The sequence below is a fragment of the Nonomuraea antimicrobica genome (assembly GCF_039536965.1).
Classification (GTDB): Bacteria; Actinomycetota; Actinomycetes; order Streptosporangiales; family Streptosporangiaceae; genus Nonomuraea; species Nonomuraea antimicrobica.
Genome location: NZ_BAAAZP010000175.1, coordinates 1 through 15,629, shown reverse-complemented (window position 1 = coordinate 15,629; position 15,629 = coordinate 1). Strand labels below are relative to the sequence as shown.

At 70.2% G+C, this 15,629-nt stretch carries 13 protein-coding genes, 1 pseudogene and 1 riboswitch; of the genes and pseudogenes, 6 read left to right on the top strand and 8 right to left on the bottom strand.

Annotated elements, in window-relative coordinates; translation table 11 throughout:
- Positions 1-273 precede the first annotated feature (273 nt).
- Together ABD844_RS41305 and mgrA are read left to right on the top strand one after the other, a co-directional pair.
- Complete coding sequence (locus tag ABD844_RS41305; protein WP_344891196.1) at positions 274-2,364, top strand: S9 family peptidase; 2,091 nt, start codon at positions 274-276, stop codon at positions 2,362-2,364.
- Positions 2,361-3,356 (top strand): L-glyceraldehyde 3-phosphate reductase, encoded by a 996-nt coding sequence (gene mgrA, locus ABD844_RS41300; RefSeq protein ID WP_344891193.1) that lies wholly within the window; start codon positions 2,361-2,363, stop codon positions 3,354-3,356. Before ABD844_RS41305 ends, mgrA begins: the two co-directional genes overlap by 4 nt.
- Before the next feature lie 20 nt (positions 3,357-3,376).
- Here the strand turns inward: mgrA and ABD844_RS41295 are convergent, their stop codons facing one another.
- Entirely contained in the window at positions 3,377-5,752 is a 2,376-nt protein-coding gene (locus ABD844_RS41295) for a lysylphosphatidylglycerol synthase transmembrane domain-containing protein (RefSeq protein WP_344891190.1), read from the bottom strand.
- A 215-nt stretch (positions 5,753-5,967) separates the two neighbouring features.
- Here ABD844_RS41295 and ABD844_RS41290 point away from each other — a divergent pair, with 215 nt between their 5' ends.
- The gene (locus tag ABD844_RS41290; protein ID WP_344891186.1) at positions 5,968-7,980 is read left to right on the top strand and encodes a molybdopterin-containing oxidoreductase family protein; all 2,013 of its coding nucleotides are present in this window, start codon (positions 5,968-5,970) and stop codon (positions 7,978-7,980) included.
- An 18-nt stretch (positions 7,981-7,998) separates the two neighbouring features.
- Here ABD844_RS41290 and ABD844_RS41285 read toward each other — a convergent pair whose 3' ends face one another.
- Together ABD844_RS41285 and ABD844_RS41280 are read right to left on the bottom strand one after the other, a co-directional pair.
- Entirely contained in the window at positions 7,999-8,466 is a 468-nt protein-coding gene (locus ABD844_RS41285) for a GNAT family N-acetyltransferase (protein ID WP_344891199.1), read from the bottom strand.
- A gap of 42 nt (positions 8,467-8,508) precedes the next feature.
- Positions 8,509-8,940 (bottom strand): annotated as a pseudogene (locus ABD844_RS41280) (GNAT family N-acetyltransferase); the annotation flags it as partial.
- Positions 8,941-9,015: 75 nt separating this feature from the next.
- Here ABD844_RS41280 and ABD844_RS41275 point away from each other — a divergent pair.
- Positions 9,016-9,462, top strand: a complete 447-nt coding sequence (locus ABD844_RS41275) for a hypothetical protein (protein ID WP_344891183.1) — start codon at positions 9,016-9,018, stop codon at positions 9,460-9,462.
- Positions 9,463-9,470: 8 nt separating this feature from the next.
- On the opposite strand, the gene ABD844_RS41270 is transcribed toward ABD844_RS41275, so the two are convergent.
- The 3 genes from ABD844_RS41270 to ABD844_RS41260 all read right to left on the bottom strand — a co-directional run bounded on the left by ABD844_RS41270 (position 9,471) and on the right by ABD844_RS41260 (position 11,177).
- The gene (locus ABD844_RS41270; protein ID WP_344891180.1) at positions 9,471-9,854 is read right to left on the bottom strand and encodes a VOC family protein; all 384 of its coding nucleotides are present in this window, start codon (positions 9,852-9,854) and stop codon (positions 9,471-9,473) included.
- A 79-nt stretch (positions 9,855-9,933) separates the two neighbouring features.
- A complete protein-coding gene (locus ABD844_RS41265; protein WP_344891177.1) occupies positions 9,934-10,248 on the bottom strand; it encodes a DMT family transporter in 315 nt (104 codons plus the stop codon).
- 33 nt (positions 10,249-10,281) lie between these two features.
- Positions 10,282-10,342, bottom strand: a riboswitch (guanidine-III (ykkC-III) riboswitch).
- A gap of 25 nt (positions 10,343-10,367) precedes the next feature.
- Positions 10,368-11,177, bottom strand: a complete 810-nt coding sequence (locus ABD844_RS41260) for a class I SAM-dependent methyltransferase (protein WP_344891174.1) — start codon at positions 11,175-11,177, stop codon at positions 10,368-10,370.
- A 90-nt stretch (positions 11,178-11,267) separates the two neighbouring features.
- Here ABD844_RS41260 and ABD844_RS41255 point away from each other — a divergent pair, with 90 nt between their 5' ends.
- Both ABD844_RS41255 and ABD844_RS41250 read left to right on the top strand, forming a co-directional pair.
- Entirely contained in the window at positions 11,268-13,073 is a 1,806-nt protein-coding gene (locus tag ABD844_RS41255; RefSeq protein ID WP_344891171.1) for an acyl-CoA dehydrogenase, read from the top strand.
- 114 nt (positions 13,074-13,187) lie between these two features.
- On the top strand, positions 13,188-14,126 hold the full coding sequence (locus tag ABD844_RS41250; RefSeq protein ID WP_344891168.1) for an MBL fold metallo-hydrolase: 939 nt from the start codon (positions 13,188-13,190) through the stop codon (positions 14,124-14,126).
- A gap of 51 nt (positions 14,127-14,177) precedes the next feature.
- On the opposite strand, the gene ABD844_RS41245 is transcribed toward ABD844_RS41250, so the two are convergent.
- Both ABD844_RS41245 and ABD844_RS41240 read right to left on the bottom strand, forming a co-directional pair.
- Positions 14,178-14,471 (bottom strand): Dabb family protein, encoded by a 294-nt coding sequence (locus ABD844_RS41245; RefSeq protein WP_344891165.1) that lies wholly within the window; start codon positions 14,469-14,471, stop codon positions 14,178-14,180.
- A gap of 170 nt (positions 14,472-14,641) precedes the next feature.
- The coding region (locus ABD844_RS41240; protein ID WP_344891163.1) for a dihydrolipoamide acetyltransferase family protein at positions 14,642-15,629 on the bottom strand (988 nt) is incomplete at its 5' end.

Below are 15,629 nucleotides of genomic sequence, written 5' to 3'. Positions count from 1 at the left end.
CACAACCTGCAGAAATTAAGCCCGCCCCCTTTCGGAGACAACCCCTCTAACTTACCAGCCCGTAGACCGATCTGCGAATCGATCTCCGGACCCGCGGGTCGGAAGGGTTTGCCGACGATCGTGGCACAACACACGAGAGCCACCTGAGTGATGGATGTGGGTTGCGCCGCTCCGCGTCGGCTTCTAAAGATTAGCAGCGCCTCTCGGCCCCTCGGGCCGGTTCGCCAGGTTCCCCGGCAACGGAACGATCACAACCGAACATAGACTCCCCACGTGAGCAGCAACGAGCCACCAGTGGCGAAGAAGATCCCCACCGAACGCACTCATCACGGTGACATCGTCATCGATGAGTACGCATGGCTGAGCAACAAGGATGATCCAGACACGACCGCCTATTTGACGGCGGAGAACGACTTTCTCAAGCAGCAGACCGATCACCTCTCCGAGCTCCAGGAACAGGTGTTCCAGGAGATCAAGGGCCGCACCCAGGAAACCGACCTGTCGGTGGCAAGCCGCAAGGGCGCGTGGTGGTATTTCGCCCGTACGGAGGAGGGCAAGCAGTACGCGGTCTCCTGCCGGGTCCCGGCCGGCGACGACGCGCCCCCGGAGATCACCCCCGGCGAACCGCTCGACCACGAACAGGTCATCCTCGACGGCAACCAGCTCGCCGGCGACAGCCCGTTCTTCTCGATCGGCACCAGCTCCGTTTCTCCCGACGGCACGATGCTGGCCTATTCGACCGATTTCAAGGGTGACGAGCGTTTCACGCTGAGGTTCAAGAACCTCGAGACCGGCGAGGCGCTGCCCGACGAGATCACCGACATCTTCTACGGCGGCGCCTGGTCGGCCGACGGCTCGACGTTCTTCTACACGCGGGTGGACGACGCCTGGCGCCCCTACCAGGTCTACCGGCACACCCTCGGCACCCGGGAGGACGTGCTCGTCTACCAGGAGGACGACGAGCGCTACTGGGTGGGCATCGGGCTGACCCGCAGCGAGAGGTACCTCGTGCTGGGCGCGGGCAGCAAGATCACCAGCGAGGTGCGCATCCTCGACGCCACCGATCCGACCGGTGAGTTCGTGGTGGTCCGTCCGCGGAAGACCGGTGTCGAGTACGGCGTCGAGCACGCGGGCGACTTCTTCTACATCCTGCACAACGAGAACGCCGAGAACTTCGAGCTGGCCACGGCCCCGCTCGACGCCCCGGACACCTGGACCCCGCTGATCCCGCACCGCGACGACACCCGCCTGCTGGAGATCGACGCGTTCTCCGACCACGCCGTGGTGCACTTCCGCCGCGACGGGCTGACCGGGCTGCGCGTGCTGCCGTACGGCGCGGCGGGGGGCGACTGGCGCGAGCGGGTCGAGGCGTCGGAGCGCGACGCGTACGAGATCGACTTCCCCGAGCCCCTGTACGACGCCGGCCCCGCGGGCAACCCGGAGTTCACGACCACGCGGCTGCGGCTGGCGTACACGAGCATGGTCACCCCGCCCAGCGTGTACGACTACGAGCTCGACACCCACGACCTCATCCTGCTCAAGCGGCGCCCGGTGCTGGGCGGCTACGACCCGGCCGACTACGAGCAGTTCCGCGAGTGGGCCACCGCCGACGACGGCACCAAGATCCCCGTGTCGATCGTCAAGCGAAAGGGCGCCGCCAGGCCCGCCCCGACGGTCCTGTACGGGTACGGCAGCTACGAGACCTCCATCGACCCGAGCTTCTCGGTGCCGCGGCTGTCGCTGCTCGACCGGGGCTTCGTCTTCGCGGTCGCCCACGTGCGGGGCGGCGGCGAGATGGGCCGCCACTGGTACGAGGACGGCAAGCTGACCAGGAAGCGCAACACGTTCACCGACTTCGTGGCCGTGGCCAGGCATCTGAAGACGTCGGGGTGGAGCGAGCGGATCGTGGCCAGGGGCGGCTCGGCGGGCGGGCTGCTGATGGGCGCGGTGGCGAACCTGGCGCCGGAGGAGTTCGCGGGGGTCGTGGCCGAGGTGCCGTTCGTGGACGCACTGAACACGATCCTCGACCCGTCGCTCCCGCTGACCGTGATCGAATGGGACGAGTGGGGCGACCCGCTGCACGACCCCGACGTGTACGCCTACATGAAGAGCTATTCGCCGTACGAGAACGTGGACGGCAGGCCGTACCCGCCGATTCTGGCGATCACGAGCCTGAACGACACGCGTGTGCTCTACCACGAGCCGGCGAAGTGGATCGCGAGGCTGCGCGCGACGGCGAGCGGCGGCCCGTTCCTGCTGAAGACGGAGATGGGCGCGGGGCACGGCGGCCGCAGCGGGCGTTACGACGCCTGGCGGGAGGAGTCCTTCGCGCTGTCCTGGATCATCGAGAGAGGCACGTCATGACGTATCAGGCCGACGAGCGGCGCTACGAGCGCCAGCCGTACAACCGCAGCGGCCGCAGCGGGCTCAAGCTGCCGGCCGTGTCACTGGGCCTGTGGCACAACTTCGGCGACAACCGTCCGATCGACAACTCGCGGGCGATCCTGCGCCGGGCGTTCGACCTCGGGGTGACGCACTTCGACCTGGCCAACAACTACGGCGTGCCGTACGGCTCGGCGGAGCGGAACTTCGGCACGATCCTGCGCGAGGACTTCGCGGCGTACCGCGACGAGCTGGTCATCTCCACCAAGGCCGGATACGACATGTGGCCGGGCCCGTACGGCGAGTGGGGCTCGCGGAAATACGTGCTGGCCAGCCTCGACCAGTCGCTCCAGCGCATGGGGCTCGACTACGTGGACATCTTCTACAGCCACCGGCCCGACCCGGAGACGCCGCTGGAGGAGACCATGGGGGCGCTCGACCGGGCGGTGCGCTCGGGCAAGGCGCTGTACGCGGGCATCTCCAACTACTCGGCCGAGCAGACCGCCCAGGCGGCCCGGATCATGAGCGAGCTGGGCACGCCGCTGCTCATCCACCAGCCGTCCTACTCGATGATCAACCGGTGGATCGAGGACGGGCTGCTGGACACGCTGGAGGAGGCGGGGATGGGCTGCATCGTGTTCTCGCCGCTGGCGCAGGGGCTGCTCACCGACCGCTACCTGGACGGGGTGCCGTCCGACTCGCGGGCGGCCACCAGCAGGTTCCTGACCGCCGACCGGATCGACCGCGACCTGGCGCGCGACCTCAACGAGATCGCCAGGACGCGGGGGCAGACGCTGGCCCAGATGGCGCTGTCGTGGACGCTGCGGGACCCGAGGGTGACGAGCGTGCTCATCGGCGCGAGCAGCGTGCGGCAGCTCGAGGACAACGTGGGCTGCGTGAACGGCCCGGCCTTCACCGAGGACGAGCTGGAGGCCATCGACAAGATCACCGGCCCGGCCGCGTCAGGTCGCTGATCCGGGCGCGGGTCGCACGCTCACAGGGCCTCGTGCCGCTGGAGGTAGGTGAAGGCGGCCCAGCCCGGCAGCACCGGCAGCCAGAACGTGAGCAGCCGGTGCAGCAGCACGGCCGAGGTGGCCAGCTCGGCGGGGAGGCCCGCGACCGTCAGGCCGCCCACGAGCGCCACCTCGACCGCGCCCAGCCCGCCGGGGGTGGGCGCGGCCGAGCCGATCGCGTTGGCCGTGAGGAAGACGACCGCGACGGCGGTGAAGCTGAGCTCGCCGCCGAACGCGGCCACGCAGGCGTCGAGGCACACCACGAACGCGATGGTGATCATGAGCGTGCCCACGCACGCCTCGATCATCTTGTGCGGTGACTGGAGCACGTCGAGCAGGCGGGGCAGCACGTTCGAGAACAGTCTGCGCAGCCGCGAGGTCACCAGCCGGCGCAGCGGCGGCACGCCCAGCACCGCCACGACCAGCACCGCGACCCCCAGCAGCACCAGGACGAGCCCGCGCGACGGCGAGAACGAGGTGGCCGTGGTCGACCCGGTGATGTAGGCGAACAGGCCAAGCAGCAGGATGTGGAAGACCAGCATGGTGACCTGGGACGCGCCCACGCTGGCCACCGCGCTGGCCGGGGTGATGCCGCGTTTTTGCAGGTAGCGGGTGTTGATCGCGACTCCGCCGACCGCCGCGGGCGTGACGAGCTTGACGAACGAGGCCGCGAACTGCACCAGCACCGTACGCCACAGCGGCAGCCGCTCGGGCACGAACCCGCGCAGCATGAGCGCCGCGGCCACGAAGCTGGTGAACGAGGCCAGCAGCGCCAGCCCCGACCAGGCCCAGTTGGCCATGGTGACGACCTGGTAGACGTTCACCCGGCTGAGCTGGGAGAGCACGATGTACGCGGCGATGGCGCCGGCGATGATCGTGATCAGGGTGCGGGGGCGGAACCGCTCCAGGCGTACTTCCTCGAGCTTGCCCTGCGGCTTGAGCGCGACGATGTGCTCGCGGATGCCCGGCAGCACGTTCTTGGCCTTGGCCAGCGCGGAGCGGGTCTCCCTGGTGAGCGCGATCTGCTGGAGCAGCGGCATGGCGGCGGCGAGCGCGTCGGGGCCCATCACGTCGGCCGCGGCGCGTACCGAGCGCTCGGGGCCCACCCGCAGTGCCAGGTAGGCCAGGAGCTGGGCGACGTCGAGCCGCAGCAGCAGGTCGCCGGCCGCGACCTCGCCGCTGCGGGCGTCGGTGAGCACGACGCGGCCCGCGCGGTCGAGGTGGATGCTGTCGCCGGTGAGCCGCCGGTGGGCCAGGCGCTGGATCTGCAGCAGTTCGACCTGCTCCCAGATCTGGGCGAGCACTTCGTCGCTGATCTCCGCGTCGGGCACCTCGTCGAGCGGGCGCGTCTCGATGTGCTCGTAGGCGAGCAGGGCGGCCTCGGTGCCGATCTCGCTGGTGCCGAGCAGGCGCGGGGTGCTGGCGCCGGCCGCCTGGGCCGCGTACGCCATGAGCGCCTCGCGTTCGAGCTCGGCCCGCAGCGACCTGATCGCCCGCCGCCTGGTCTCGGAGTTGAGCCTGATGCGCCGCCACAGCCGGTACGGCAGCCCGGCCACCTGCCGGTCGCGGTCGAGCACGGTGACGTCGAGGCTGGAGCCGTCTTTGAGCCCGATGGCGTAGCGGCGGCTGCCCTGGTGGTCGTCCTCGACCCGGCGGGCGGAGACGGGGACGAACGACAGCTTGCGCAGCGCGGCCACGACGGCGCTGCCCGGTGGGCGGGTGTTGGGGCTGCCGACGCCGTACAGGGTGGCGTAGCCGATGGCCATGCCGACGAGCACGGTGACGATGGCGCTGGGGAGCGTGATCTGGCGGCCGGAGAACAGCGCCAGGATGTAGAGGGCGATGGTGGTCCACATCAGCATCCGCCAGGTCGGGCGGCGGGAGACGCGGACGGCGGTGGAGTAGGCGATCACCGAGGTGAGCAGCGTGTTGACCGGCTCGATCGTCCGGTCGCCGGTGAGCAGCACGCGCAGGTCGTCGACGTTGCCGCCGACGAGCCACTGTCCGAGCAGGAACGATCCGGCCATGCCCACGATGGCGGCGATCAGCCCTTCTGCCACCCGCAGCCCGTCGCGGTGGAAGACCCGCTCGACCGCGAAGGCCATGGGCACGATGAGCACCGCCGCGCCGCCCAGGAACGCCGCGACGCGGCTGAGCAGCGGCACCAGCTCGGCGCCCTCCTTGACGTCGGCCTCGAGCCCGATGAGCGTCTGCTTGGCGACGAGGGCGAGCAGGATCACCGCGGTGAGCACGAGGAGCGTGGAGATGAAGCGCAGCAGGTCGGAGGGGCGGCGCAGGCGCTGGGGCAGCAGCGGCTCTACGACGTAGACGTCGGTTTCCGCGCGTGATTCGGCCACGGCTGGATCCCCCTCCGCGAGGTCCTCCGTGTCATCTCGTTCCCTGATATCGGCCACCGACAGCGATTCCGCACCTTCCCGTGCCGGACCGTACGATCTCTGGCCCCCAGTCTGCTCGATCGTCCCCGTAGTCGTCGCACGGGGCAGGCTACACTCTGAAGTTCTCCCCGTTCACCTCCGATTTGCAGAGGACACGTGGACGTAGGATTTGCCCTATGTCGGGTGAATTGAGGGTTTTGGGGGCATGTCCGCTTGACTGCCCGGATACCTGCTCATGGGTGGTCACCGTCGAGAACGGCGCGGCCGTCAAGATGCGCGGCAACCCCGACCAGCCGTACACCAGGGGCGCGCTCTGCGTGAAGGTGAACCGCTACCTGGAGCACACGCGCGCGGACGACCGCATCCTGCACCCGATGCGCCGGGTCGGGCCGAAGGGCTCGGGCCAGTTCGAGCGGATCACCTGGGACGAGGCACTCGACGAGATCTCCGTACGGCTGCGCAGCATCGTCGAGGAGCACGGCGGCGAGGCCATCTGGCCCTATCTCGGCACCGGCACGCTCGGCTACCTACAGGGCTGCGAGGGCGTGGCGGGGCGGCGGTTCTGGAACGTGCTGGGTGCCTCCAAGCACTGGCTCAACATCTGCTCGGCGGCCGGCAGCTCCGGGCTGCGCCGTACGAACGGCACCGCCGCGGGCATGGACCCCGAGAACTTCGCCCTGGCCAGGCTGATCCTGCTCTGGGGCACGAACACGCTGACCAGCGGCCACCACCTGTGGAAGTTCATCCAGGACGCGCGGGCGGACGGCGCGTACGTCGTCGCCATCGACCCCATCCGCACCAGGACGGCCGACCAGGCGGACGAGCACCTGGCGATCAGGCCGGGCACGGACGCGGCCCTCGCGCTCGGGCTGCTCAACGTCGTGCTGGCGGAGAACGCCCAGGACGAGGAGTTCCTGGCCGCGCACACCGAGGGCTGGGACGCCTTCCGCGAGGAGATCCTGCGCCACCCCGTCGACAAGGTGGCCGAGATCACCGGGATCCCCGCCGAGGCCGTCCACAGGCTGGGGATGCGGCTCGCGCACACCCGCCCGACCGCGCTGCGCGCCACGCACGGCCTGCAGCGGCACGCCGGCGGCGGCGCGGCGCTGCGGACGATCGCCTCGATCCCCGGCGTCACCGGCGACTGGCGGCACCCCGGCGGCGGCATGGCCTTCTCCACCAGCGACCACGTGCACCTCGCCGTCGACAGGCGCGACGACCTGCTGGCCGAGCCGGTGCGCACGCTGGTCATGACCAAGCTGGCCTCGCAGCTCGACGAGTCGGTGAAGTGCCTGTGGGTGTACGCGGCCAACCCGGTGGGCTCGTCCCCCGATTCCAACGCGATCAGGCGCCGGCTCGCCCGCGAGGACCTGTTCACGGTCGTCATGGAGCAGTTCCCGACCGACACCGTCGACTACGCCGACATCGTGCTGCCCGCGACCATGCAGACCGAGCACCACGACCTGCACGCCGGCTACGGGCACCTGTACCTGCTGTGGAACGAGCAGGCCGTGCCGCCCCCCGGCGAGTGCCTGTCGACGACGGAGACGTTCCGGCGGCTGGCGGCGCACATGGGGCTGACCGAGCCGTCGCTGTACGACTCGGACCTGGAGCTGGCCGAGCAGCTCCTGGCGAGCGGGCATCCTTCCCTCGAGGGCATCACCCTCGACAGGCTGCGCAAGGAGGGCTGGATGCGGATGAACTACCCGCAGCCCTTCACGCCGTTCGCCGACGGCTTCCCGACGCCCACCGGGCGGCTGCGCTTCCCTCCGGCGGGGCAGGCGTACGTGCCGCCCCACACGGCCGGCGCGGACGGCTCCCGGTACCCGCTGCGGCTGGTCACGCCGGCCTCGCACACGTTCCTCAACACGACCTTCGGCAACAACCCGGAGCTGCGGCGGCGGGCCAAGGAGCCGGTGGTGCTGGTCAACCCGGCCGACGCGGCGGCGCGCGGACTGGTGGACGGCCAGCGCGTACGCGTGCACAACGACGGCGGCGGGTTCCTGGCGGACGTGGAGATCAGCGACCGGGTGTCGGCCGGGGTGGTGGCCTCACCGAAGGGCCGCTGGCCCAAGCTCAGCCCGGGCGGCGCCAACCCGAACGCCGTGGTGGCCGAGCGGGACGCGGACATGGGCCGGGGCCCCGCCTTCCACGACAACTTGGTCGAGCTGAGCGCGTACCCCTCCTGACCCGGTCACGCTGACAGGTCACAGGGTCAGCTTGTAGCCGACGTGGGAGTCCGTGAAGCCGAGGGAGTCGTAGAAGCGGTGCGCGTCCGTACGCGACCTGTCGGAGGTGAGCTGGACGATCGCGCAGCCGCGCGCCCGCGCCCGGTCGATCGCCCAGGTGATCATCTTGCGCCCGAGCCCCTGCCCCCTGGCCGAGTCGGCGACCCTGACGGCCTCGATCTGGCACCGCTCCGACCCCAGCCGCGACAGCCCCGCCAGGTAGGTGAGCTGCATCGTGCCGACCACCTCGCCGTCGCGCTCGGCCACGATCAGCTCGTCGTACGGGTCGGCGTCGATCCGGTCGAAGGCCGCCAGGTACCGCTCGTCGCCCGGGTCGCCCTCCCGCGCGGCCCCGAGGGGGTCGTCGGCCAGCATGGCCACGATGGCGGGCACGTCCTCCCGCCGGGCCGGGCGGAAGAGCAGTGACAGCACGTAGTGGGACTCCATCAGGGCGGGGTTGGACGGCAGCGCCATGACCTTGCCGCTCGGGATGAAGCCCTTGCGGGTGTAGAGGGCGCGGGCGGCGTGGTTCAGGTCCACCGCCCACAGGCCGATCTCCTCGACGCCGGTGCCCCTGGCCCAGTCGACGGCGGCGTCCACCAGCCGGGAGCCCACGTTCGCGCGCCTGGCCTCTGGGCCGACCCACATGGACAGCAGGTGCGCGTGCCGCCGGCCGGGGTCGTCCCGGTCGTCCTCCAGCAGGACGCACACCAGGCCGACGTCCGTGCCGCCACGCGTGGCCAGCCAGTACCGGGAATCCGGATTTTTCAGCCTTTCCGACCAGGTTTCAGGCGTGAACTCGATCTCCCGCCCATACGAGGAGCCGAACGCGTCCGGCGCGTCCAGCAGCGCCCGCAACCGCACCTCCCGCAGCCGCTCCCCCTCATCCGGCCCCAGTTGCACAATCCGCACATCAGTCATGCCCGAATCATGTCAGGGACGGCTCAGGGTCCATCCCCGATGCCCCCAGGGCGGGGCGAAAGGGAGCATGATGACATGAACGAAATCAGTCGACGCGATGAGATCTCCCTGTCGGGCGCCGCACTGCGCGGTGCCCCCTGGAAGGCCGCCGCCATCGGTGCCGGTGTCGTGACCGCCGCGAGCTTCGGTTTCGGCCTGATCACGGGCGGTGACCTCGTGTGGGCGCTGGGCCTGGGCATCAGCCTGTTCGCCCTGATCGCCGCCATAGGTTCGGTGTCCAAGCCGGACGAGGGTGACCGCGTGACCCGCCAGGCCCGTCTCTGGGCGCTGGGGCACCCGTGGAAGTTCGCGCTGCTGCCCGCCGGTATCACCGCCGTGCTGGACTATCCGGTGCAGCTCGTGCTCGACGGCGAGGGGGTCTTCGGCTCGGCCGTGGACGCCCTGTGGCACGGCGCGCTCGTCTACCTGATCGCCGCGGTCCTGACGCTCACGATGCGGGGACGAGCGCGATCGAGCCGGTGACCCCCGGCTCAGCCCGGGACGCCCCGCTCCTCCGGGCTCCTGCAGACGCAGAACTCGTTGCCCTCGGGGTCGAGCATGGTCACCCAGCCGGAGCCGTCGGGCTTGCGGAGATCGTCGAAGACGGTGGCGCCCAGCTCGACCAGCCGCTCGACCTCCTGGTCACGGGTCCTGCCCTCGGTGCCGTTGACGTCGAGGTGCACGCGGTTCTTGACCGTCTTGCCCTCGGGCACGCGGATGAACAGCAGGAACGGGTCCTGCGCGGTACGCAGCATGGCCTCGTCGTCGCCCGGCTTGTCGCCCTCGCCCAAGGGCAGGCCTGTGGCCCTGCTCCACCAGCTCGCGATCTCGTACGGGTCGGCCGCGTCGATGGTGATCGCATGAATTTCGATCATGCGATCACCCAACCCGACACCACCTAAGACGTCAAGCAGGTTTTCGGCACGGCGCTTGAACCGGCGTTCAAACCCGTGTTCACGTCAGGGTTCGCAGGCCGATCACGCCCGCCAGGATGAGGGCGATCGAGACGATCCGCGCCGCCGACACGGTGTCACCCAAGGCGACCATGCCGAGGATAGCGGTGCCCGCCGCGCCGACGCCGGTCCAGACGGCGTAGGCGGTGCCCACGTCGAGGGACTTGAGCGCGTACGAGAGCAGGCCGAAGCTGAGCACGGCCGTGCCCAGGAAGGACAGGCTCCACCACAGGTTGCCGAACCCGTTGCTGAGCTTGAGTGACAGGGCCATGACGATCTCGAAGAGACCGGCCAGAAGCAGCAAGATCCACGCCATGATGATGACTCCCCTGGTGACGAGAACTGACTCGGTGCGTCGTCTTGGCGTTCCGGGTACGGCGCGTCTCGTCCGGGAGCCCCGCGGGCTCTCCTACTAGAACGGGGCGGGCAGGGCCATCATTCCCACCAAATGGTGACCCATCGATCGCGCGGCACCGGCCACATGCCGAGTTCGAGGGCCGTCTCGGCCACCTCGTCGGCTCTCGACGGGTCGAGGCACACCCGCCGGCACGCGCTGGCGGCCAGCTCCTCCAGCGACGTGAAACGTTCCAGCGGGGCCTCCCGCTCCTCCACCTGCACCCTGAGGCCGAGCGCCGCCGCCAGCGCCACGCAGTCTTCCGCGATGGGCCGCACCGGCCGGTCGACGCCGTGGAAGTGCTGCCACAGCGGCGCCATCCAGCTCATGGGATGGCGGTGGGGCAACTCCAGCACCACTCTCCCCTGCGTACGGGCGTCGAGCGCGCGCAGGAAGCCGGCCAGGTCTGGGACGTTGTAGACCACGTGCGCCGCCACGGCCGCGTCGGCCACCGGCACCTGGTCGGCCACGTCGGGCCAGCGGCCCGCCACCGTGGTCACCGGCACGCCGAGCTTGTCGGCCCTGGCGGTCAGGCCCTCCAGCATCGGGACGGAGGTGTCGACCGCGTAGAGGTGGCCGATGCGCCCGTGCAGCGGCAGGGAGGCGGCTCCGGGCCCCGAGCCCACGTCGAGCAGCGTGCCCTTCTCCGGAAGGGCCTCGAACAGCCGCGTCATCGTGGGACCGTCGTCGGGCTCGGCCAGTGCCCGGTCCGTACGGGTGCCAAACCTCTCGGGCGAGTAACCCCACGGATCCGTCGGCGCTTTGGCCAGGATCTCGTCCGGAATCGCCCAGGATTCCAGTCGTTCTCGCCACCGGGAGGCGAGTTCTTCGGCGTCCATGGAGACGAGCATGCCATGCATGGCACGGGTTACCCGCGGGTAGCATTTCAGAGTAAGGTTACTGGCGAGTAGAGAAGCCTCGGTTCAAGGAGATCAACGCCCATGGGCCACTATCAGAGCAACGTCCGTGACCTGGAATTCAACCTTTTCGAGGTCTTCGGGAGACGTGAGATCCTCGGCACCGGGCCCTTCGCGGAAGTCGACGAAGACGTCGCCCGCAGCGTCCTGGACGAGATCAACCGCCTTGCCACCGGTGTGCTCGCCGACTCCTTCGAGGAGGGCGACAGGCACCCGCCCGTGTTCGACCCGGCCACCGGCTCCGTGACCGTCCCAGAAGGCTTCAAGAAGTCCTTCAGGGCGCTGGTCGACGGCGGCTGGGCCCATCTCGACCTGCCCACCGACCTGGGCGGGCCGGGCATCCCGCGCTCCTTGGCCTGGGCCACGGCCGAGATGGTGCTCGGCGCGAACCCGGCCCTGTACATGTACGCGGCGGGCCCCAACTTCTCCTACACCCTGTGGAAGGTGGGCACGCCGGAGCAGAAGCGCTTCGCGGAGCTGGCCATCGAGCGCAACTGGGGCGCCACCATGGTGCTCACCGAGCCGGACGCCGGCTCCGACGTGGGCGCCGGGCGTACGAAGGCGGTGCGGCAGCCCGACGGCACCTGGCACATCGAGGGTGTCAAGCGCTTCATCACCAGCGCCGAGCACGACATGTCCGAGAACATCTTCCACCTCGTCCTGGCCCGCCCCGAGGGCCACGGCCCCGGCACCAAGGGGCTGTCGATGTTCCTGGTGCCGAAGTACCACGTGGACCTGGAGACCGGTGAGCTGGGCGAGCGCAACGGCGTCTACGTCACCAACGTCGAGAAGAAGATGGGCCTGAAGGTCTCCACGACCTGCGAGCTGACCTTCGGCGACCGGCACCCGGCGGTCGGCTGGCTGGTCGGCGAGGTGCACGAGGGCATCAGGCAGATGTTCATGGTCATCGAGCACGCCCGCATGATGGTCGGCACCAAGGCCATCGCCACGCTCTCCACCGGCTACCTGAACGCCCTGGAGTACGCCAGGGCCCGCGTGCAGGGCGCCGACATGACGAAGATGGCCGACAAGAGCGCGCCGCGGGTGACCATCATCAACCACCCTGACGTGCGGCGCGAGCTGATGCTGCAGAAGGCGTACGTCGAGGGCATGCGCGCCCTGGTGCTCTACACGGCCACGTTCCAGGACGCCGTGATCATCGACCCGGACGACCGGCACGCCCACGACATGAACGACCTGCTGCTGCCGGTCGTCAAGGGCGTCGGCTCGGAACGGTCGTACGAGCTGCTCTCCCGCTCTCTCCAGACCCTGGGCGGCTCCGGCTATCTTCAGGACTACCCGATCGAGCAGTACATCCGCGACGCCAGGATCGACTCCCTGTACGAGGGCACGACCGCGATCCAGGGCCAGGACCTGTTCTTCAGGAAGATCCTGCGCAACCAGGGCGCGGCCGTCGGCTCGCTGCTGGCGGAGATCAACGAGTTCGCCGGCTCCGAGGCGGGCAACGGTCGGCTCAAGGAGGAGCGCAAGCTGCTCGCCGAGGCCGCCGCCGAGGTCAAGGCCATGGGCGACATCATGGCGGGCTGGGCGCTCGGCTCGCTGGAGACGCCGCAGGAGGTCTACAAGGTCGGCCTGAACACCACCCGGTTCCTGCTCGCGCTCGGCGACCTGGTCATCGGCTGGCTGCTGCTGCGCCAGGCCGAGGTGGCGCTGGCCAAGCTGGACGAGGGAGAGGACGCGTTCTACCTGGGCAAGGTCGGGGCGGCCACGTTCTTCGCCAAGACCGTGCTGCCCCGGCTGGCCACCGAGCGGCGCGTGCTCGCCTCCACCGGGCAGGAGCTCATGGAGCTCCCTGAGGCGGCCTTCTAGGCCCGTTCCCTCGCCCCCGCCCGCGGTGACCGACAGGGCGACGTCGGAAGACGTCGTCCTGTCGTGGGCCGCGAGGCTCCGGGTGTGCGGCGCGGGACGGGTACCGTCCCCGGCATGAGCTCCACCGCGCACGACCCTCCCCTGCCTCCGCCGCGCGTCGAGGAGGTGTCCGACGGCGTCTACGCCTACCTGCAGCCCGACGGGAGCTGGTGGATCAACAACGCCGGTTTCCTGGCGGGGCGGCGCGGGGTCGTCGTCATCGACGCCTGCTCGACCGAGCGGCGTACGCGGGCGTTCCGCGCGGCCATCGGCGAGGTCACCGACCGGCCGATCACGACGCTGGTCAACACCCACCACCACGGCGACCACACGTTCGGCAACTGGCTGTTCCCCGAGGCCACGATCGTCGGGCACGAGGGCGTACGCGACCAGATACTCGCCGAGGGCGTCCCCGCCTACCGGAGCGCGTGGTCGTCCGAGGTGGACTGGGGCCGGCACGAACCCGCGCCGCCGTTCCTCACCTTCACCGACCGCGTCACCGTGCACTCCGACGACCTGCGCTGCGAGGTCAGGCACGTGGGGCACGCCGCCCACACGACCAGCGACTCCTACGTGTGGATCCCGGAGCGGCGGCTGCTGTTCGCCGGTGACCTGGTCTTCAACGGAGGCACCCCGTTCGTGCTGATGGGCTCGCTGGAGGGGGCGCTGCGGGCACTCGGGCAGCTCAGGGAGCTGGGGGCGGAGACCGTCGTGCCGGGACACGGCGAGGTGTGCGGGCCGTGGGCGTACGAGCCGGTCGAGCGTTACCTGCGCTTCGTCCAGGAGACGGCCGCGCGGGGCCGGGAGGCGGGGCTGACGCCGCTGGAGACGGCCAGGGAGACGGACCTGGGCGAGTGGGCCGGGCTGCTGGACGCGGAGCGCCTCGTGGGCAACCTGCACCGCGCCTACGCCGAACTCGACGGGCGGCCCCTGGGCGCGCCGATCGACGTGGCCGCCGCCGTGCGCGACATGGTCGCGTACAACGGCGGGCGGCCGTTGTCATGCCTGGCCTGACCTGTGACGGGGCCTGACCTGTGACGGGGCCTGACCTGTGACGGGGCCTGGTCAGAAGCTGAACTGGACGGCGGCCCGGGACGCGAGGATGGGCTTGATGCGCTCGGCGATCACGGCCTGGTGGTCGGGGTGGTCGCGGTAGACGAGGTAGTCGTCGACGCTGTCGAAGTCCGCCACCACGGCGAAGTCGTGGTTGCCCTGGTTGATGCCCGCGTCGTCGCCGACCGTGAACGCACGGATCTGCGGGATGACGGCCTGGAGCCCCCGCAGCTCGGTCGCGACGGCCGCCCGCTGCTCGTCGGTCGCGTCGTCGGTCCAGGTGAACAGCACGATGTGGCGAATCATGCGGGCAACTTTAGCGATCTGCCGGTTCGATGTATCTGAGCGGGGCCTCGTGTGCTCTGGCTGGGTCGGGTGCGGGTGTCACCCGACGTACGGCGATCGCCGGGAGAGGGGTCCTTCCGGCGGTCGCCGTACTCGTTGGTCGTCGTACTCGTTGATCGTCGTACTCGCTGTCAGCTCCAGGCGAGCATGCGGAGGGGGTCCTCCAGCATGGCTCCCACGTCGCGCAGGAACAACGAGCCCAGCTCGCCGTCCACGATCCGGTGGTCGAAGGAGAGCGACAGGGTCGTCACCTTGCGCACCGCCAGCTCGCCGTCCACCACCCAGGGCATGTCCCTGACCTGGCCGAAGGCGAGGATGGCCGACTCGCCGGGGTTGAGGATCGGGGTGCCGCCGTCGACGCCGAACACGCCGACGTTGGTGATGGTGATGGTGCCGCCGGACATGTCCGCCGGCTGCGTACGGCCGGCCCTGGCCGTCTCCGTGGTCCGGCCCAGCTCGGCGGCCAGGTCGGGGAGCGAGAGCAGGTGGGCGTCCTTGACGTTGGGCACCACCAGGCCGCGCGGGGTGGCGGCGGCGATGCCCAGGTTCACGTAGTGCTTGACCACGATCTCCTGGGCGGCCTCGTCCCACGCGGAGTTGATCATCGGGTGGCGTCTGACCGCCGTCAGCACCGCCTTGGCCACCAGGAGCAGCGGCGAGACCTTGACCTCGGCGAACTCGTGCATGGTGCGCAGGCGGTGCACGGCCTCCATGGTGGCCGTCATGTCCACCTGGAGGAACTCGGTCGCGTGCGGGGCCGTGAAGGCGCTGGCGACCATGGCCTGGGCGGTCATCTTGCGTACGCCCTTGACCGGGACGCGCTCCTCGCGGCGCTCCCCACGGCTCTCCAGGGGCGCGGGGGCCTGGGGTCCCGCCGCCGCGGCCGCCTGGACGTCGTCCCTGGTGATCGAGCCCTGGGGGCCCGTACCGGTCAGCGTGGACAGGTCGACGCCCAGGTCCTTGGCGAGCTTGCGCACCGGAGGCTTGGCCAGCACGGTGACGGCCGGAGCCGCGGGGGCGGCGGGCGCCGGTGCGACGGGCGCGGGAGCTGTCGCGGGCGGAGCGCTCGCCTCCGCGCGGGACGGCCCGGCCGGGCGGGACGACTCGGCCGGGCCGGAC

Excerpts from the sequence above, each read along its gene's own strand:
- ABD844_RS41255 (WP_344891171.1), top strand. The coding sequence starts at position 11,268 with ATGGGCCACTATCAGAGCAACGTCCGTGACCTGGAATTCAACCTTTTC.
- ABD844_RS41290 (WP_344891186.1), top strand. The coding sequence starts at position 5,968 with ATGTCGGGTGAATTGAGGGTTTTGGGGGCATGTCCGCTTGACTGCCCG.
- ABD844_RS41265 (WP_344891177.1), bottom strand. The coding sequence starts at position 10,248 with ATGGCGTGGATCTTGCTGCTTCTGGCCGGTCTCTTCGAGATCGTCATG.
- ABD844_RS41285 (WP_344891199.1), bottom strand. The coding sequence starts at position 8,466 with ATGGAGTCCCACTACGTGCTGTCACTGCTCTTCCGCCCGGCCCGGCGG.
- ABD844_RS41260 (WP_344891174.1), bottom strand. The coding sequence starts at position 11,177 with ATGCTCGTCTCCATGGACGCCGAAGAACTCGCCTCCCGGTGGCGAGAA.
- ABD844_RS41275 (WP_344891183.1), top strand. The coding sequence starts at position 9,016 with ATGAACGAAATCAGTCGACGCGATGAGATCTCCCTGTCGGGCGCCGCA.
- ABD844_RS41245 (WP_344891165.1), bottom strand. The coding sequence starts at position 14,471 with ATGATTCGCCACATCGTGCTGTTCACCTGGACCGACGACGCGACCGAC.
- ABD844_RS41250 (WP_344891168.1), top strand. The coding sequence starts at position 13,188 with ATGAGCTCCACCGCGCACGACCCTCCCCTGCCTCCGCCGCGCGTCGAG.
- mgrA (WP_344891193.1), top strand. The coding sequence starts at position 2,361 with ATGACGTATCAGGCCGACGAGCGGCGCTACGAGCGCCAGCCGTACAAC.
- ABD844_RS41270 (WP_344891180.1), bottom strand. The coding sequence starts at position 9,854 with ATGATCGAAATTCATGCGATCACCATCGACGCGGCCGACCCGTACGAG.